A 16,699-nucleotide genomic window follows, 5' to 3' on the forward strand; every position below is an offset into this window, starting at 1 on the left:
TCAGGGCGATAGCCCGCGGTTACGCCTCGCTCGACACCTCGGCGAGGACCTGCGGCCAGCGGCCGTCGAGCACTCGTCCGCCCAGGACGGCCCCGCCCCATACGGCGGCGGCGCCGATCACGAGTCCGCACACCAGGCTCACCCAGCCGAGCGGCGGCACCCAGAACGCGGCGATCGCGAACCCGAGCGCCGGAGCGCCGAGGATCAGCGTGATCGGCGACATCACCATCATCGCGATGAGCGACTGCACGCCGCCCGACGACCCGCGTCCGAACGGGTTGGCCTCCGGGGCCGGAGCACGTCCTGGCAGGAAGCTCCCCGCCCACGCGCCGGCGCCTGCCGACACCGCCCCCAGTCCGAGCGCAGCCCCCAGGCTTCCCGGCAGCAGGTCGATACGTCCTGCCAGCACGCAGCTGGCGACGCAGAGCACGAGAGTGAGCGGCACGGCGATGATCGCGAAGCCGAGCAGTCGCCCGAAGCGGTCGACGGTGCCGCTCACCCCGGTGAGGATGTGCATGGCGACCGCATCGTTGTCGTAGGCGATCGCCATCTGCATGATGGTGCCGATCATCAGTGCGTTGATCGCGGGGACCAGCGTGATCACCGGACCGAAGCCGATCTGCTCGTCCTGCAGGCCGTTCATGAAGACGACCCCGATCAGGATCGCCGGCAGGAGCAGCATCATGACCACGTTGATGACCTGACGAGGATCGCGGCGGAAATAGCGGAGCGTGCGTGCGGCGATCGCTCCCACCGCTGTGGCGGGCAGCATCCGGTCGACGAGGCCGCCCGACCGCACCCGGCCGCCGCCGCTGCCCTGGATCGGGGCCACCAGCCGTGCCGCGAGCAGGGCCCGCGCTGCGAACCACAACACGACGACGGTGGCGAGGGCGATCAGCATCCGCAGTCCCGCGGTGCCGATGTCGCCGTCGACGAGCGCCGCAGGCACGCCGAACACGGCGGCGAGCGGTGTCCAGGCGAGGGCGTCCGCGGCGCCGGAGAAGGCCGATCCCACATCGCCCATCTGCCGGAAGGCGCTGAGCGCGAGGTTGATCAGCAGCCCGGAGGATGCAGCGAGCAGCACGCCGAGCGTCACGACCAGGTCGCGGGTGCGGCGCCGGGCGAGCCACCCCGCGAGGAGCCCGCTGATGACGCGCGCGCCGAGCACGCAGGTCGCGAGGGCCAAGGGGATCGTGATGAGCCCGGCGATGAGGGCGAACGCATTGACCGACCACCCCAGCAGCATGAGCACGAGGGCGATCGCGGTGCCGATTCCGCCGATCGTGGTGGCGCCGGCGACGACCATTCCGGGAAGGAGCGCGGAGGCGGTCACCGGCAGCAGGGCGAACCGCTCGGGAGCGAGGGAGTCGTCCGCGCTCACGAGCAGCGATCCGAGCCACCAGCCGGCGACGATGATCGCGCCGGTGATGACCATGACCGTGACGGCGGTTTCGGGGGCCGCGATCCGCATCGCGACGAGACCGAACGCGAGCAGCGCGAGGAATCCGAGCGCCATCATCCCTGTGATGATCAGCGTCACGATCATCCACGGGTTGCGACGGAGCTGATGGCCCAGCTGGCGCCACCGCAGGCTTACGAGGAGCGCAACCATGACAGCGTCTCCGATCCGAGCTCGTGCGCGCCGACCAGCGACAGGAAGCGCTGCTGCAGGCTCATCCCTGCGCGGACCTCGTCGAGCGTGCCGTCCGCGAGCAGACGGCCTTCCGCGACGATCGCGACCCGGTCGCACATGGACTCGACGAGCTCCATCACGTGACTCGACAGCACCACCGTGCCGCCGCCGTTCACGAAGGCGCGGAGGATCTGCCTGATCGTCTCTCCCGACACCGGGTCCACCGCTTCGAGCGGCTCGTCGAGGATGAGGAGCCGAGGGGCGTGGATCAGCGCACAGGCGAGACCGATCTTCTTGCGCATGCCCGCGGAGTAGTCCACGACGAGGGTGTCGCCCGCATCCGTCAGTCCCAGGGCGTCGAGCAGCTCCGCGGCGCGCGACACGACCTCCGCCTCCGGCATCCCCCGGAGCAGTCCGCTGTAGCGCAGGAGCTCGGCGCCGGTGAGGCGGTCGAGCATCCGGATGCCGTCGGGCAGGACCCCCATGCGCGCCTTCGCCTCCGCGGGGTTCTGCCACACGTCGACCCCGAGGATCCAGGCGGTTCCGGCGTCAGGGCGCAGCAGACCCGTCGTCATCGAGAGCGTCGTGGTCTTGCCCGCGCCGTTGGGGCCGAGAAGGCCCAGCATGGTGCCAGCGGGTACATCGAGCGACAGGTTGTCGACCGCCACCTTCTGGCCGAACTGCTTGCGCAGGCCGCGGAGGGCGAGGACGGGAGGGGCCGCTGTCTGGTCGGTCATGCCCCCATCCCACCACGGAGGCGGACGCAGAGGCATCCGCCGAGCGGGGGATATCCGGACCGGGAGTTCCTCCGCGCCTCGGCATCCCGCGGTCGCGCCGCGGCGATCGTCCCGTTTCCGGATGATCGGCTGGGTTCCGGGATGCCGGGTGGTCGGCCGGTTTCCGGATGATCGGCCGAGTTCCGGTTGGCGGGTGCTGGAGCTTCCGGATCTCGGGCGGTCGGCCGGGTTCCGGGATGCCGGATGATCGACCCGTTTCCGGATGGTCGTCCCGTTTCCGGATGATCGGCCGGGTTCCGGATTGCCGGCGCTGGAGCCTCCGGGTCTGGGGCGGTCGGCCGGAGTTCGGGATGCCGGGCGGTCGACCGGATCTCGGGGGCCAGGGGCTCGAGGCCATCGCGCGCGCAGCGCGGAGACCCGCTCCGGAGGGATGCCGGGACTCAGCGGTCGAGCGCGGCGAACCGTTCGATGTCGACGTTGGTTCCCGACACGATGATGAGGTCGTGGTTCGTGACGATCGTGTTCGCCTCGGCGTAGCGGAACGGCTTGCCGGGGCTCTTCACACCGACCACGGTGACCTTGTACTTCGTGCGGACTCCCGACTCGTTCAGGCCGACGCCGCGGATGAACTTCGGCGGGTACATCTTGGCCAGCACGAAGTCGTCGTCGAAGCGGATGAAGTCGAGCATGCGACCGGACACCAGGTGCGCGACGCGCTCGCCGGCCTCGCGCTCCGGGTAGATGACGTGGTTGGCGCCGACGCGGGCGAGGATCTTGCCGTGCGACTGCGAGACGGCCTTGGCCCAGATCTGCGGCACCTTGAGGTCGACGAGGTTGGCCGTGATCAGGACGGACGCCTCGATCGAGGAGCCGACCGCGACGACCGCGACCTGGAAGTCCTGGGCGCCGATCTGGCGCAGCGCGTCGATGTTCTTGGCGTCGGCCTGCACCGTGTGCGTGACCCGGTCGGACCACTTCTGCACGAGCTCGAGGTTGTCGTCGATCGCGAGCACCTCGCGGTCGAGGCGGTCGAGCTCACCGGCGCACGCGGCGCCGAACCGGCCGAGGCCGATGACGAGGACGGGAGCGTCGCCCCGGAGGACTTCAACCAACGATCGGCCTTTCCACGGGCAGCGAGTAATACTGCGATCGCGACGTCGCGGCGACTGCCGCGGCGAGAGTCACTGTACCAACGCGGCCCATGAAGATGGTCGCCGCGAGAACGTAGGAGCCCGAGTCCGGCAGCGTCTCGGTGAGGCCGGACGACAGGCCGACGGTCGCGAACGCCGAGATCACGTCGAACAGGACGTGACTGATGTCGTCCTTCGTGATCTGCGCGATGATGATCGTCGAGAGCGCGACGATCGTGGCGCCCCAGGCGACGACGCTGAGCGCGACGCGCTGCACGTCGCTCGGGATGCGGCGGCCGAACGCCTCGACCGACTGCCGTCCCTTCGCCTCCGACCACACCGCGATGGCGAGGACCGCGAGAGTGGTCACCTTGATGCCGCCGGCCGTGGATGCCGAGCCGCCGCCGACGAACATCAGCATGGATGCCGCGAGCAGCGAGGATCCGTTGAGGTCGGCCATGTCGATCACGTTGAAGCCGCCGGAGCGGGTCATGGCAGAAAGGAAGAAGGCCTGGAAGGTGGTGTCGGCGGCATCCATCGACCCGAATGTCTTCGGGTTGTTGTATTCGAGGATGAGGAAGACGGCCGCGCCGAGGAAGAACAGCAGCACCGTGGTGACGAGCGTGAGCTTGGTGTGCAGCGACCACTTCTTCACGTGCCACACGTGCTTGGCCAGCGTGTAGATCACGGGGAAGCCGATGCTTCCGAGGAACACGCCGGTCATCAGCAGCGTGAGCACGAGGTAGTCGTCGGCGAACACCGCGACGCCGCCTGCGTTCGGCGCGAAACCGGTGTTCGTGAATGCCATGGCCGCGTAGTACGGCGCCTCCCACAGTGCGGCGATCGGATCGACCTCCGCCATGACGAGAGCGGGGTAGAGCAGGATCGCGAGGGAGCCCTCGATGACGAGCGCGGAGATCGCGACGGTCATCAGCAGCTGGCCGACCTCGCCGAGACGCACGGTCTGGCTCTCGTTCACCACGCCGCCGTGCGCGCGCATCGGATTGGTGTCTCCCGCGGCCATGAGCTTGGCCCTGAGCCCGAGGCGCTTCGAGATGAGCATGCCCATGAGCGATGCGAGGGTCAGCACGCCGAGTGCGCCGACGTTCACGCCGATGAAGACGAGCACATGGCCGAACGGAGACCAGTGCGAGGCCATGTCGACGGTCGCGAGGCCGGTCACGCAGATGGTGGACACGGCGGTGAACAGCGCGTCGCTGAGCGGGGTGACCTCGCCCTTGGCCGAGGCGATCGGCAGCGACAGCAGCACCGTGAACACCAGGATGAGCAGTGCGAACACGACGATGGCGAAGCGCGACGGCGACGAGGTGATGATGTGGCGTGCGCGGCCTGCCAGGCCTTCGAGACGACGTCGCGGGGACGAACCCGATGCGATGCCCGACATCGCCTCCCCTTCCCGTGTTCGCCCTCACCGCCTCGTGCGGGTCGAGAGACCTGCTCGACAGGCCTTCGTCATGGTACTCCGTGCCGCGGACGACTAGCCTGAACTCATGACGGACATCTTCGACGTGATCGCAGACGGTACGAGGCGCGACATCCTCCAGCTCCTTCTGCGCCGCGGCGACGAGGGAGAATCCGGCATCAGCGTGAGCCAGATCGTCGCCGACCTCGGCATCAGCCAGCCCACCGTGTCGAAGCACCTGAAGGTGCTGCGGGACGCGGAGCTCGTGAACGTGCGCGAAGACGGCCAGCGCCGGTTCTACAGCCTGGCCGTCGAGCCGCTCGGAGCGGTCGACGACTGGCTGGTCCCGTTCCTGGTCGACGCCTACGGCGACGACGCGCCGGACATCGACTACCCCGGTCAGCCCCTTCCCGACGGGGCGGCGCACGCCGCCGAGGTCGTCGGACGAGCGGCAGCCTCCGCCAAGCACGTCGTCGCGAACGCCCTCAAGAGGCTCAGCGCCTGACGGCATCCGTCGTCCTCCGAACGGCGCCGCCGATCGGAGGACTCGCCGAGACGGGCGACGCCCCTGACGACAGGGGGCTTGTCATCAGGGGCGTCGTGCGGACCCCATATCCGCGGCGGTCCGAGCAGTGCCCGGCTCGGACCGTGGTGTCAGACTCCCAGAGCTGACTGTGCGGATCCGGGACGATTCCTATGCCTTTGCTGTGGCGGGCGCGAGTGAACCCTCACCGCCGCGCGGCCTTTCGACGGAACAGCCAGGACCCCCACAGCACGGCCACGACGAGGATGAGCAGGCACCAGCCGATCGCCCACAGCGGCTCCGCGTGCAGGGGAGCGTGGGTGAGGAACCCGCGGAGGGAGTCCACTATCGGGGTGATCGGCTGATGCGCCGCCGCCGGCTGCAGCCACGACGGCATGCTCGCCACCGGGACGAACGCGCTGGAGAGATAGGGCAGGAACAGCAGGGCGAACCCGTAGCCGTTCGCGCCCTCTGGGCTTCCCGCCGCGAGTCCGATCGCGGCGAACAGATATGTGATCGCCAGGATGTACAGCGCGATGAGGGCGGCCGCCCCCGTCCACTCCGCGAACGAGGCCTCGGGCCGGAAGCCGACGAGGACCCCGACGCCGATCACGACCGCCGTCGCCAGAAGGTTGCGGAGCAGACTGGCGACCACATGGCCGGTGAGTACGGCGCTGGCCCTCAGCGGCATGGTCCGGAATCTGTCGATGATGCCGCTGCGCATGTCGTTCGCGACGTAGACGGCGGTGGATGCCGCCCCGTAGCCCGCGCAGGTCAGGATGATGCCGGGCACGACGTAGTCGACGTAGGCGCCGGACGGATCGATCGCCCCGCCGAACACCCACGTGAACATGAGCATGAGCGTCACGGGCAGCATGATCGCCATGAGCAGCGATTCGCCGTCGCGGAGGGAGTGACGCAGGCTCCTGCCGACGAAGACCGACTCGGCGGCGAAGCCGCGCAGGGGAGGGCGGGGCGCGATGGCGAGGGATGCGGTGCTCATGCGTGCTCCTCCACGTTCGCGGCTCCGGAGGTGACGGCGAGGAAGACGTCGTCGAGGGTGGGTCGACGCAGGGTGACGACCCCCTCGGCCGCGGCGTCGGCGAGCCGGTCGAGCGCTCGCCGCAGGTCGGCGACGCTGCCGTCGGTGGGGATCGCGTTCAGCAGCTCTCCGCGCTCGTCGTGAAGTTCCACGGTGTCTCCGCCGATGCGCGCCTTGAGCGCGGAGGGCGTCCCGAGCGCGGCGATCCGACCGTCGTGCAGTACGGCGATGCGATCGGCGAGCTGGTCGGCCTCCTCCAGATACTGCGTGGTGAGGAAGACGGTGGTGCCTGCGGCGGCGAGGGAGCGGATGATGTCCCACAGGTCTCGTCGACTGCGGGTGTCGAGGCCGGTGGTCGGCTCGTCGAGGAACAGCACCTCGGGGGTGACGACGAAGCTGAGGGCGAGATCGAGCCGTCTGCGCATCCCGCCGGAGAAGGTGCGGACGACACGATCGGCGGCGTCGACGAGGTCGAACCGCGCCAGCAGCTCCTCGGCGCGCAGCCGTGCCGCCGCACGGTCGAGACCGGCGAGGCGCGCGAACATCGCCACGTTCTCGGTCGCCGTGAGGGCATCGTCGACTGCGGCCGACTGCCCGGTGAGGCTGATGCGCTGCTGCACCTCGGTGCGCTGCGTGCCGACGTCGTAGCCGACGACCGTCGCTGTTCCGGCGTTTGGCGCGATGAGGGTGGTGAGGATGTTGATGGTGGTGGTCTTGCCCGCCCCGTTGGGGCCGAGCAGGGCGAACACCTCGCCGCGCTCGACCGAGAAGTCCAGGCCGTCGACGACGGTCCTGTCTCCGAAGGCGATGCGCAGCCCGTGCACGTCGATGGCGGTTGTCATCGTGTCTTCCCTTCCGTCTGTGATGGACTCCACGCCGGGCGGAAACTGTGTACGCCCAACGCAACTGTGTATGACCATAACACACTGTTTATCTAATAAACAGAAGTAGGATGGCTCCATGACCGAGAACGAAGCACCGGAGCTGCCGCGGGGCATCGCCCTCGCCTGGGGTGTCGCGGCGAATCCGCAGCGCGGCCCGAAGCGGGAGATGAGCGTCGAGCGCATCGTCGACGCGGCGGTCGACCTGGCAGACGCCGAGGGTATCGGCGCGGTCTCCATGGCCGCCGTGGCAGCGAAGCTCGGCTTCACGCCGATGTCGCTGTACCGCTACGTCAGCGCGAAGGACGACCTGCTGCTGCTCATGCAGGAGCAGGCCACCGGCCTCCCGCCCGAGTCGCATCTCGACCACGACGGCTGGCGGGACCGCCTGCGTGCGCTGTTCGAGGCCCAGGTGCTGCTCTACCTCCGGCATCCGTGGATGCTGTCGCTGCCGATCAACGGATCGCCGATCACCCCGAACAGCTCCGCCTGGCTCGACGCGAGTCTCGCGGCCCTCGGGCAGACGCCGCTGACAGCGGAGGAGCGGCTCGCCGTCGCTCTCGCGGTCACGGGCGACGCGCGGTGGTGCGGGATCGTGCAGGCGGGGTACACCGAGCAGGCTCGGGGCACGGGTTTCTCCGCAGACGAGGTCGCAGAGCGCGAAGCGGCGCTCTATGACCGGGTCATCGACGCCGAGGGCTTCCCTGCGCTCCGTCGCGCTATCGACGAGGGGATCTTCACCTCGGCGGCCGACCCGTTCCGGTTCGGCGTCGAGAGGCTCCTGGACGGCGTCGCCGCCTACATCGTGGACCTCGATCGCGGCGAACCGCACGGGGAGGCACAGGACTGGATCCACCTCGATCCTGCAGAGCTCGCGGGTGACCGCCGCCTGAAGGAGGCGCAGAAGGCGGTCAGGGAGGCGGAGAAGGCACTGCGAGCGGCCCGCAAGACCGAACGGCAGGCGCTGCGCGAGGCGGGGGAGCGTCTGGCGAAGGCGAAGAAGGTCGGCTGATCGGCCCGTCCCGATTCCCGCCTTTGCCATGATGTGCTCATGGTCACCGCACCCGTCGAGCACCGCGCCCACTTCGACTTCTCGATCTCCTTCGCCAACGGCGGGGGGATGAGCGGGGAGGGCTTCCGGCTCGACCTGCCTGGCCCGGAGCTGCGCGAGGCCGAGATCGCCGCGCTGCTGGTGAAGCACCTGGGTCTCGCGCTCGTGGGCGAGGTCGAGCTCAGCGGGGTGCGCATCGTCGAGGAGCCTCATCGCGGCAGCAGAGGAGTGGATGCCGTTCCGGTCGAGCGGCCGAGGGTGATCGACCTCAGCCATCCCATCGAGGCCGGTCTCATCACCTACCCCGGCCTTCCGGCCCCGACGATCACCTCGCATCTGACCCGCGAGGACTCCAGAGCGAAGTACGCGCCGGGCACGGAGTTCGCCATGGACATCATCACGATGATCGGCAACACCGGCACGTACCTCGACTCCCCGTACCACCGCTACGCCGACGGCGGAGACCTCGCCTCGCTGGAGCTGAGCGGGCTCGTCGGGCTCCGCGCCGAGGTCTTCCACCTGCGCGACGCCTGGACCGCCGACCGCCGAGGGATCGGCGCGGCCACCCTCGCCGACAGGGAGCTCTCCGGAAGCGCCGTGCTCCTCGACACCGGGTGGAGCCGCTTCTTCGGCGCCCCGGAGTACGGCGCGGGCTCTCCGTTCCTCACCGAGGAGGGCGCGCGGTTCCTCGTCGACGAGGGGGTCCGCCTCGTCGGGATCGACGCGCTCAACATCGACGACACGGAGAACGGAGGGGAGCGGCCGGCCCACAGCATCCTGCTCGCCGCCGGAGTCCACGTGGTGGAGCATCTGACGAACCTCGACGAGGTCCCGGCGCGGGGTGCGCGGTTCACGGCGGCTCCGCCGGCGGTGCGCGGGTTCGGCACATTCCCCGTGCGGGCGTTCGCGACCGTGGGACCGTCCCACTGATCACAGGGGCCACATGGGTTTACACACGTCCCAGGCAACACATAGAGTGTGCACATCGAGAAAGGGGTACGTGGGATGCCCGAAGTTCCTGACGTCAAGTTCCTGACGGTGGCCGAGGTCGCCGAACTCATGCGTGTGTCGAAGATGACCGTCTATCGGCTGGTGCATGCGGGGGAGCTGCCGGCGATCCGCTTCGGGCGCAGTTTCCGCGTCCCCGAGTCGGCCGTCGCAGAGGCTCTGCAGCGTCCGATCGCCGACGTCGGATAGCACTCCGCTGGTTTGCTAGACTGTTCCGAGGCATTTTTCCGTGCCCGTACCCGGGTGTCCGCCACGTGCGACGCCCAGCCCCTGACTTAGTGAGGTTTCCGTGGGTTCTGTCATCAAGAAGCGCCGCAAGCGCATGGCGAAGAAGAAGCACCGCAAGCTGCTTCGTAAGACTCGCCACCAGCGCCGCAACAAGAAGTAAGCGGCCAGACACCGAGCGCCTGTCTCCGGACGGGCGCTTTGTGTCTCTGCCCGCGTCTCGCCACATCGCCAGGAGGATGCCATGAAGTCGATCACCGTCGCCGAGCTCGCCGCCCGTGCGAACACCCCGCTCATCGATGTTCGCGAGGCGAATGAGTTCGCCGCAGGTCACGTCCCCGGGGCCGTGAACATCCCGATGTCCGAGATCGGCAACCGTCTCGAGGAGCTTCCCGCTGAGGCGTTCGACGTGATCTGCCAGCTCGGCGGGCGTTCGGCTCGCGTCGTGGAGGCGCTCGAGGGCCGCGGCTACGACGTCACGAACGTCGACGGCGGCACGGCCGAGTGGATCGCGGAGGGCCGCGAGGTCGAGGTCCCGTCGGCGTGACGACGCTGACCCTGATCGGCAAGCCCGACTGCCACCTCTGCGACGTGGCATCCGAGATCATCGACGCGGTGGTCGCCGAGCTTCCGGATGCCGCGGCCGAGAGCATCGAGATCGTCGAGGCGTCCATCGCCGACGACCCCGCCCTGTACGAGCTGTGGTGGGAGAAGATCCCCGTCGTGCTGATCGACGGAGAGCTGCACGCCCACTGGCGGCTGTCGGCCGACCGGCTGCGCGCCGCGCTCGAAGAGGCAGTGACCCGTGACGCATCGAAGGAGTCGAAATGACGATCCGCCATGTCGTGAGCTGGAAGCTCGCCGCTGAAGACGGCGCCGTGCGCGCCGAGCAGGCCGCAGAGGTCGCCCGTCGGCTCAACGCGCTCGACGGCGTCGTGCCGCAGCTGCGTTCGATCTCGGCGGGAGCGAACGTCGCGTTCACCGACGTGAACTGGGACGTGACGCTCGTCGCCGACTTCGACTCGGTCGAGGCGATCGAGCAGTACCAGGTGCACCCTGCGCACGAGGAGGTCGCCGTGTACATCCGCTCGGTGGTGTCGTCGCGTGTCGCCGTCGACTTCGAGGCCTGAGCGCTCGCGCACTTGCAACACAAATGTGATGCGCTGAGGCCCTCAGCCGTCGTGCGGTCCGCTGACCGCATGTCAAGATGAACTCCTACCCGTACGTGGGCGTGATCCGCCCCCGACTCACAGGAGCTGACATGCAGCGTCGCAACATCTTCGCCGGGCTCGCCCTCGTGGCGACCGCCACCCTCGCTCTCGCCGGCTGTGCCGGCGGATCCACCGGTGCGGGTTCTGGCGGCGGCTCGACCGACGACCCGTACGGCCTCGTCGACGCGGGCACGCTCACCGTCTGCTCCGACATCCCCTACCCGCCCTTCGAGTTCGAGGGCGGCGACAACGGCACCGGGTACACCGGCTTCGACATCGACCTCCTCGGGGCCATCGCGAAGAAGCTCGACCTCAAGCTCGCCGTGCAGGACGTGGGCTTCGAGGCGCTCCAGTCGGGCACCACTCTCGCCAACGGCACGTGCGACGTGGGTGCGTCCGCGATGACCATCACCGACGAGCGCAAGAAGAACATCGACTTCTCCGAGCCGTACTACGACTCGCTGCAGTCGCTGCTCGTGCGCACCGACTCGGGCATCAAGAGCATCAAGGACCTCGACGGCAAGAACGTCGGCGTCCAGCAGGGCACCACGGGCGAGACCTACGCGACCGACAACGCGAAGGGCGCGCAGCTCGTGCAGTACCCGTCCGACGGCGAGCTGTGGCCGGCGATCCAGGCGGGCCAGATCGACGCGATCCTTCAGGACCAGCCGGTGAACCTCGAGCACGAGAAGGCCGACAGCGCGTACAAGATCGTCGAGACCTACAACACCAAGGAGTCCTACGGCTTCGCCTTCGAGAAGGGCAAGAAGACCGAGCTCCTCGACGCCGTCAACGGCGCGCTGAAGGATCTCCGCGACAGCGGCGAGTACCAGACGATCTACGACACCTACTTCACCGCACACTGAGCGGCGAGCAGGCGAAAACAGGAGGACCTTGACAATGGCGTTGAGGCGCACTCAAAAACAGAAGCTGTACCGGTACATCGTCTACGCGATCCTGATCATCCTGGTCGTCTGGGCTGCGGTGACGACGGACTGGGGTCGGATCGGGCCGCTGTTCTTCGACCCCGAGATCGCGGCGAAGATGTTCCCCGGGATCATCACGACCGCTCTCGTCAACACGCTGTGGTTCACCGCCGTGGCGTTCGCCGGTGGGCTGCTCCTCGGCGTGCTCCTGGCTCTGCTCAAGATGTCGAGCATCGGACCGTTCCGGTGGATTGCGACGGCGTGGATCGAGCTGTTCCGCGGTCTCCCCGCGATCATGACGATCTTCGCCATCTCGCAGGTGCTCCCGATCGCGACCGGGATCTCCGGCCAGAAGCTCGGCGGTCCCGTGGTCCTCGGCCTGATCGGTCTGGTCCTCGTGGCCTCGGCCTACATGGCGGAGACGATCCGTGCAGGACTCCAGGCCGTTCCCAAGGGGCAGACGGAGGCAGCCCGATCGCTGGGCATGTCGCCTTTCAAGACGACCTTCTGGGTCGTGGTGCCGCAGGGGTTCCGCATCATCATCCCGCCCCTCACGAACGAGTTCGTCCTCCTGCTGAAGGACACCTCGCTGCTCTTCGTGGCGGGGTCGTTCATCTGGTCGAAGGAGCTCACGAACTTCGCCAAGGATGCGACGACGCAGAATCAGAACGCCACGCCTCTGGTCATGGCGGCGATCCTGTACCTGATCGTGACGATCCCCCTCACGCGGTTCACCGCGTACCTCGAGCGACGGATGGCGAACCAGCGATGATCACCGACCTGATCGATGTCCACGCCCCCGCGATCGACGTGCAGGGGCTCGTCAAGACCTTCGGTGAGAACGAGGTGCTCAAGGGCATCGACCTCACCGTCACCGCCGGCGAGGTCGTGTGCGTGATCGGCCCGTCCGGTTCGGGCAAGTCGACGCTGCTGCGCTCGGTGAACCTGCTCGAGGAGCCCACGGGCGGCAAGGTGCTCATCGAGGGCATCGACATCACCGACCCCGACATCGACATCGACCGGGTGCGCACCCGCATCGGCATGGTGTTCCAGAGCTTCAACCTCTTCCCGCACATGAGCGTGCTCGGCAACCTCACGATCGCCCAGCGGCGCGTGAAGAAGCGGGGCAAGGAGGAGGCCGAGAAGGTCGCGCACGAGATGCTCGCCCGCGTAGGCATGGGGCACAAGGCCGACGCGTATCCGACGCAGCTCTCGGGCGGTCAGCAGCAGCGTGTCGCGATCGCGCGAGCGCTCTGCATGAACCCCGACATGATGCTGTTCGACGAGCCGACGTCGGCTCTCGACCCCGAGCTCGTGGGCGAGGTGCTGCAGGTCATGCGCACTCTGGCTGACGAGGGGATGACGATGCTCGTCGTCACCCACGAGATGGGCTTCGCGCGCGAGGTCGGCTCTCGGCTCATCTTCATGGATGGCGGGCACATCGTCGAAGAGGGCGATCCGCGCGAAGTGCTCGGCAACCCGCAGCACCAGCGCACGAAGGACTTCCTCTCGCGCGTCCTCTGACGAGCCTCAGCAGACTCCGAGCGGGCGCATAGCGCACGCCTAGGAGTCATGCGGGGGAGCGGTCCTACGATCAGGTCAGCACGACACGTGGTCGCGGGAATCGAGGGGGCATGCTTGCTGGGCTTCTGGGTCTCGACATCTCCGGGGGCCTGCTCCCGCTGATCGTGTGGAGCGCCACCGCGCTTCTGCTCGTCGCTCTTCCGATGCGGAAGACGTCCATCAGGCGCGCACGCCGGATGGTCGTCGCCGTCGCGGTCGGGGCACTTCTCGGGGCGGTCGCCTGCTGGGCGATCGACGCCTTCGATGTGTTCGGCACTCCACTGCCGGACGCGGTTCCCTGGTGGGCCGCAGGAGGTTTCGCCGCGGTCGCGCTCGGGATCGTGCACCTGTGGGATTCGGGGCTGTGGCGGAAGGCGATCGCCGTCCTCGCGATCCTCTGCTCGCTGCTGTCGACCGTGCTGGGGGTCAACGCCGCATTCGGCCTCGACCGCACGCTGGGCGACCTGCTCGAGCTGTCGGCGCTGCCCCCGGCGGGGACGTTCTCCACACCGCTCCCGACGCCCAGCTCCGACCCGCCGCTCGCTCAGACCTGGCGTCCGCCGGCCGACATGCCGGCGCACGGGGAGGTCCGACAGCTGTCGGGAGCCCAGCGCATCCCCTCGACCGCCGGCTTCGAACCCCGTGACGCCGCCATCTACCTTCCGCCCGCGGCGCTCGTGAAGGACCCGCCGGCGCTCCCCGTGATGGTGCAGATGATGGGCCTGCCGGGGAGCCCGTCGCCGACCGCGATCCAGACCGCCGTCGACGCCTTCGCGGCAGCGCACCAGGGACTCGGGCCGATCGTGATCGTGGCCGATCAGCTCGGGGCCTCCGACCAGAACCCCGGGTGCGCCGACTCCCGTGCGTACGGAGGCGTGGAGACGTACATCAACACCGACATCCCCGAGTGGATCCGCACCCACCTGCGCGTGCTGCCGGGGCCCGCGAACTGGACCATCAGCGGATACTCCAACGGCGGCGCGTGCTCCTTCCTCTATGGCGCGGCGCATCCCGAGATCTGGGGCTCCTTCGTGAGCATCTCCGGGGAGGAGTACCCAGGGATGGAGAACCCGACGCCGGTGCTCGAGAACGCGTTCGCCGGTGACCGGGCCGCGTTCGATGCGAACAAGCCCGAGACCGTGCTCGCGCAGCACCCCGGCGCCTATGCGGGCCGTTTCGCGCTGTTCACCGCGGGGGCGGACGATCACGTTTACAGTCCGGCGGCGCAGCGTGGGGCTGAAGCGGCGAGCTCTGCCGGATTCGAGACCCAGTTCTTCTCGATCCCCGGCGCCGGTCACGTCGGGCCCGCTCTCTCCGGCGGGCTCGACGAGGCGCTGCGGGTGCTCGCGCCGCGATGGGGGCTGGTGTCATGATCACCCGCGCGCTGAGGCACCTGCGCGCCCATCCGGTGTCGTCGTCGTTCGCCGCGACCCTCGTACTGACATCGCTCGTCTGCGGCACTCTGTGGAGGGCTCATCCGCGCTGGCTCGCGGCGAGTCCGGCAGCGATCGCCGACGGGCGCTGGTGGACGCCGTTCACCGCGCTGCTGGTGCCGGACTCGCTGATCGAGCTGATCCTGACCCTGCTGCTGATCCTCACGGTCCTCGCGTATGCGGAGCGGCTGCTGGGGACCGTCAAAAGCGTCCTCCTGATCGTGGGCACCGGAGTGCTCGGGACTCTCGCGGGTATCGGCACACAGGCTCTCGCGGCATCGCAGGGCGCGGTCTGGGCGCGAACGGCCGAGCCGGTGCTCGACCCCGCGATCGGCGTCGTGGGAGCGATCATGGCGGCCAGCGCCTTCGCCCCTGCGCTCTGGCGTCGGCGTATCCGACTGCTGGGATTCTCCCTGCTCCTGATGTTCGCGCTGTACGGAGGCGACGTCGACAGCGTGTACCGGCTGTTCTCGGCGGTGATCGGAGTCTTCGTCGGAATGGTGCTCGCGCGTCGGGTGCGGCATCCGCTGTGGCACCGCAGCTCCTACGGCGAGGTGCGGGCGCTCGTCGCCGCCGCGGTCGCCGTGACAGGACTCGGGCCGCTGATCGTCCTGATCACCGGGGTGGGCGTCGGGCCGCTCTCTCCTGTGATCGCGGGATTCCGCGGCACCGGCGTCGACGCGATCCTGACCCGCTGCGCGGCGCAGCTCTCCGATCGCTGCGTGGCCGGGCTGGGCTTCGGGACCTGGTCGCTCCTGTCGAGTCTCGCGCCGGTTCTCCTCAGCCTGATCGCGGCCATGGGGTTGCGGGCCGGGAGGAGGGCGGGGTGGATCCTCGCGCTCTTCGTGAACGTCGGGAGTGCTGCGCTCATCGGCGTGAGCCTGGGCATGGACGACCTGCGGCATCCGGCGGAGATCGTCGCCATCGACCGGGCGTTCCCCGGCTTCGCCGTCGTCGCCCTCCTCGTCCCGATCGCGATGGCCGCTGTCCTGCTCGCGGCACGTCGGCGGTTCGCGGTGAGGGCCGAGGGCAGTGCGGTGCGGCGCTTCGCCGTCACCCTCTCGGTCTCCGCAGCATCCGTCCTGGTCGTCGGGGTCGTCGTGGTGCTGCTGTCTGGCGGAGACATCGGCTTCGCGCTGCTGGACTCCCTGCGGCGGCTGCTGCCTGCGGGGTTCACGCACGGGCACCCGCACACGCACTTCGGCGGTGTGGCCCCACTCGTGAGGCACTTGATCGGGGTGCTGTTCTGGATCGTGACGGCGTTCGCGCTGGTGCGGCTGCTGCGTGCGCCGGCGATCGGCGCGTCCGTCGATGAGAGTGATCGCCACCGTGCGCTCCTGCACGCGCACAGCGGCACGCTCGGGTTCCTCGGCACCTGGGAGGGCAGCCGGCACTGGTTCACGCCGGATGGCGGCGGGGCGATGGCCTATCGGGTGATCTCCGGCATCGCGATCGCCGTCGCCGATCCGGTCGGCGCGGACGCCGCAGCGACCGTGCGCGGCTTCGTCGACTTCTGCGATCGGCAGGGGTGGATGCCGGTGCTCTACAGCGTGCACGAAGAGACGCTTCCGGTGACGCGTGCACTGGGGTGGACGGAGATCCCCGTCGGCGAGGAGACCGTGGTGCCGCTGGAGGGCTTCGGGCTCGAAGGGCGCTCCTGGGCGAAGGTGCGCCAGCCCTACCGGCGTGGGTCGCGCGACGGGCTGCGCGCCGAGTGGACAAGGTGGCATGATCTTCCCGCCGGGCTGTCGGCGCAGCTGGAGGCCCTCAGCGAGCACTGGATCGCGGAGAAGGCGCTGCCCGAGATGGGCTTCACCCTGGGCGGTCTCGACGAGTTGAAGGACCCGGACGTGGCGTTGATGCTCGCCATCGGAGCAGACGGCGACCTCCAGGCCGTGACCAGCTGGTTGCCG

The 16,699-nt window shown here is 68.9% G+C and carries 19 protein-coding genes; 13 read left to right on the plus strand and 6 right to left on the minus strand.

Annotated features, from left to right (window positions below):
• Positions 1 to 19: 19 nt before the first annotated feature.
• The 4 genes from CQ047_RS11890 to CQ047_RS11905 all read right to left on the minus strand — a co-directional run bounded on the left by CQ047_RS11890 (position 20) and on the right by CQ047_RS11905 (position 4,905).
• Entirely contained in the window at positions 20 to 1,612 is a 1,593-nt protein-coding gene (locus CQ047_RS11890) for a hypothetical protein (protein ID WP_105675495.1), read from the minus strand.
• Positions 1,594 to 2,370 (minus strand): ABC transporter ATP-binding protein, encoded by a 777-nt coding sequence (locus tag CQ047_RS11895; protein WP_105675497.1) that lies wholly within the window; start codon positions 2,368 to 2,370, stop codon positions 1,594 to 1,596. The genes CQ047_RS11890 and CQ047_RS11895 overlap by 19 nt, the downstream gene beginning before the upstream one ends.
• Before the next feature lie 440 nt (positions 2,371 to 2,810).
• On the minus strand, positions 2,811 to 3,482 hold the full coding sequence (locus CQ047_RS11900) for a TrkA family potassium uptake protein (RefSeq protein ID WP_105675499.1): 672 nt from the start codon (positions 3,480 to 3,482) through the stop codon (positions 2,811 to 2,813).
• Positions 3,475 to 4,905 carry a TrkH family potassium uptake protein gene (locus tag CQ047_RS11905; RefSeq protein ID WP_105675501.1) on the minus strand — a complete coding sequence of 477 codons (1,431 nt, stop codon included), beginning with the start codon at positions 4,903 to 4,905 and terminating at the stop codon, positions 3,475 to 3,477. Before CQ047_RS11905 ends, CQ047_RS11900 begins: the two co-directional genes overlap by 8 nt.
• A 106-nt stretch (positions 4,906 to 5,011) precedes the next feature.
• Between CQ047_RS11905 and CQ047_RS11910 the strand changes: the two genes are divergently transcribed.
• Positions 5,012 to 5,428 carry a helix-turn-helix transcriptional regulator gene (locus CQ047_RS11910; protein WP_105675503.1) on the plus strand — a complete coding sequence of 139 codons (417 nt, stop codon included), beginning with the start codon at positions 5,012 to 5,014 and terminating at the stop codon, positions 5,426 to 5,428.
• Between the two features lie 223 nt (positions 5,429 to 5,651).
• Here the strand turns inward: CQ047_RS11910 and CQ047_RS11915 are convergent, their stop codons facing one another.
• Both CQ047_RS11915 and CQ047_RS11920 read right to left on the minus strand, forming a co-directional pair.
• Positions 5,652 to 6,449, minus strand: coding sequence for an ABC transporter permease (locus CQ047_RS11915; RefSeq protein ID WP_105675505.1), 798 nt, complete (start codon positions 6,447 to 6,449; stop codon positions 5,652 to 5,654).
• Positions 6,446 to 7,330: an ATP-binding cassette domain-containing protein gene (locus CQ047_RS11920; protein WP_105675507.1), complete on the minus strand. Its 885-nt coding sequence runs from the start codon at positions 7,328 to 7,330 to the stop codon at positions 6,446 to 6,448. The genes CQ047_RS11915 and CQ047_RS11920 overlap by 4 nt, the downstream gene beginning before the upstream one ends.
• Positions 7,331 to 7,448: 118 nt before the next feature.
• Between CQ047_RS11920 and CQ047_RS11925 the strand changes: the two genes are divergently transcribed.
• The 12 genes from CQ047_RS11925 to CQ047_RS11980 form a co-directional block, all read left to right on the plus strand.
• Positions 7,449 to 8,381 (plus strand): TetR/AcrR family transcriptional regulator, encoded by a 933-nt coding sequence (locus CQ047_RS11925; protein ID WP_105675509.1) that lies wholly within the window; start codon positions 7,449 to 7,451, stop codon positions 8,379 to 8,381.
• Positions 8,382 to 8,420: 39 nt separating this feature from the next.
• Entirely contained in the window at positions 8,421 to 9,350 is a 930-nt protein-coding gene (locus CQ047_RS11930; RefSeq protein WP_105675511.1) for a cyclase family protein, read from the plus strand.
• Positions 9,351 to 9,425: 75 nt separating this feature from the next.
• Entirely contained in the window at positions 9,426 to 9,617 is a 192-nt protein-coding gene (locus CQ047_RS11935) for a helix-turn-helix domain-containing protein (protein WP_105675513.1), read from the plus strand.
• Positions 9,618 to 9,717: 100 nt separating this feature from the next.
• A complete protein-coding gene (locus CQ047_RS11940) occupies positions 9,718 to 9,816 on the plus strand; it encodes a 30S ribosomal protein bS22 (protein WP_003792170.1) in 99 nt (32 codons plus the stop codon).
• An 81-nt stretch (positions 9,817 to 9,897) separates the two neighbouring features.
• On the plus strand, positions 9,898 to 10,200 hold the full coding sequence (locus tag CQ047_RS11945; protein ID WP_105675515.1) for a rhodanese-like domain-containing protein: 303 nt from the start codon (positions 9,898 to 9,900) through the stop codon (positions 10,198 to 10,200).
• A complete protein-coding gene (locus tag CQ047_RS11950; RefSeq protein WP_105675517.1) occupies positions 10,197 to 10,484 on the plus strand; it encodes a glutaredoxin family protein in 288 nt (95 codons plus the stop codon). Before CQ047_RS11945 ends, CQ047_RS11950 begins: the two co-directional genes overlap by 4 nt.
• Positions 10,481 to 10,783, plus strand: a complete 303-nt coding sequence (locus CQ047_RS11955) for a Dabb family protein (RefSeq protein WP_105675519.1) — start codon at positions 10,481 to 10,483, stop codon at positions 10,781 to 10,783. Before CQ047_RS11950 ends, CQ047_RS11955 begins: the two co-directional genes overlap by 4 nt.
• Before the next feature lie 131 nt (positions 10,784 to 10,914).
• On the plus strand, positions 10,915 to 11,730 hold the full coding sequence (locus tag CQ047_RS11960; protein ID WP_105675521.1) for a basic amino acid ABC transporter substrate-binding protein: 816 nt from the start codon (positions 10,915 to 10,917) through the stop codon (positions 11,728 to 11,730).
• Between the two features lie 34 nt (positions 11,731 to 11,764).
• Positions 11,765 to 12,562, plus strand: a complete 798-nt coding sequence (locus tag CQ047_RS11965) for an amino acid ABC transporter permease (RefSeq protein ID WP_105675523.1) — start codon at positions 11,765 to 11,767, stop codon at positions 12,560 to 12,562.
• Positions 12,559 to 13,314: an amino acid ABC transporter ATP-binding protein gene (locus CQ047_RS11970; protein WP_105675525.1), complete on the plus strand. Its 756-nt coding sequence runs from the start codon at positions 12,559 to 12,561 to the stop codon at positions 13,312 to 13,314. Before CQ047_RS11965 ends, CQ047_RS11970 begins: the two co-directional genes overlap by 4 nt.
• A gap of 110 nt (positions 13,315 to 13,424) precedes the next feature.
• Positions 13,425 to 14,726, plus strand: a complete 1,302-nt coding sequence (locus tag CQ047_RS11975; RefSeq protein WP_105675527.1) for an esterase family protein — start codon at positions 13,425 to 13,427, stop codon at positions 14,724 to 14,726.
• Positions 14,723 to 16,699: bifunctional lysylphosphatidylglycerol flippase/synthetase MprF (locus tag CQ047_RS11980; protein WP_105675529.1), on the plus strand; the 1,977-nt coding region annotated here is incomplete at its 3' end. The genes CQ047_RS11975 and CQ047_RS11980, both read left to right, overlap by 4 nt.

This window comes from Microbacterium sp. MYb72, from assembly GCF_002979415.1.
In the GTDB taxonomy this organism is placed as follows: domain Bacteria; phylum Actinomycetota; class Actinomycetes; order Actinomycetales; family Microbacteriaceae; genus Microbacterium; species Microbacterium natoriense.

Bases quoted from the DNA above. Each gene is read 5' to 3' on its own strand.
- CQ047_RS11890 (WP_105675495.1), bottom strand. From the start codon at position 1,612: ATGGTTGCGCTCCTCGTAAGCCTGCGGTGGCGCCAGCTGGGCCATCAG.
- CQ047_RS11895 (WP_105675497.1), bottom strand. From the start codon at position 2,370: ATGACCGACCAGACAGCGGCCCCTCCCGTCCTCGCCCTCCGCGGCCTG.
- CQ047_RS11905 (WP_105675501.1), bottom strand. From the start codon at position 4,905: ATGTCGGGCATCGCATCGGGTTCGTCCCCGCGACGTCGTCTCGAAGGC.
- CQ047_RS11910 (WP_105675503.1), top strand. From the start codon at position 5,012: ATGACGGACATCTTCGACGTGATCGCAGACGGTACGAGGCGCGACATC.
- CQ047_RS11915 (WP_105675505.1), bottom strand. From the start codon at position 6,449: ATGAGCACCGCATCCCTCGCCATCGCGCCCCGCCCTCCCCTGCGCGGC.
- CQ047_RS11920 (WP_105675507.1), bottom strand. From the start codon at position 7,330: ATGACAACCGCCATCGACGTGCACGGGCTGCGCATCGCCTTCGGAGAC.
- CQ047_RS11925 (WP_105675509.1), top strand. From the start codon at position 7,449: ATGACCGAGAACGAAGCACCGGAGCTGCCGCGGGGCATCGCCCTCGCC.
- CQ047_RS11930 (WP_105675511.1), top strand. From the start codon at position 8,421: ATGGTCACCGCACCCGTCGAGCACCGCGCCCACTTCGACTTCTCGATC.
- CQ047_RS11935 (WP_105675513.1), top strand. From the start codon at position 9,426: ATGCCCGAAGTTCCTGACGTCAAGTTCCTGACGGTGGCCGAGGTCGCC.
- CQ047_RS11945 (WP_105675515.1), top strand. From the start codon at position 9,898: ATGAAGTCGATCACCGTCGCCGAGCTCGCCGCCCGTGCGAACACCCCG.
- CQ047_RS11955 (WP_105675519.1), top strand. From the start codon at position 10,481: ATGACGATCCGCCATGTCGTGAGCTGGAAGCTCGCCGCTGAAGACGGC.
- CQ047_RS11960 (WP_105675521.1), top strand. From the start codon at position 10,915: ATGCAGCGTCGCAACATCTTCGCCGGGCTCGCCCTCGTGGCGACCGCC.
- CQ047_RS11965 (WP_105675523.1), top strand. From the start codon at position 11,765: ATGGCGTTGAGGCGCACTCAAAAACAGAAGCTGTACCGGTACATCGTC.
- CQ047_RS11970 (WP_105675525.1), top strand. From the start codon at position 12,559: ATGATCACCGACCTGATCGATGTCCACGCCCCCGCGATCGACGTGCAG.
- CQ047_RS11975 (WP_105675527.1), top strand. From the start codon at position 13,425: ATGCTTGCTGGGCTTCTGGGTCTCGACATCTCCGGGGGCCTGCTCCCG.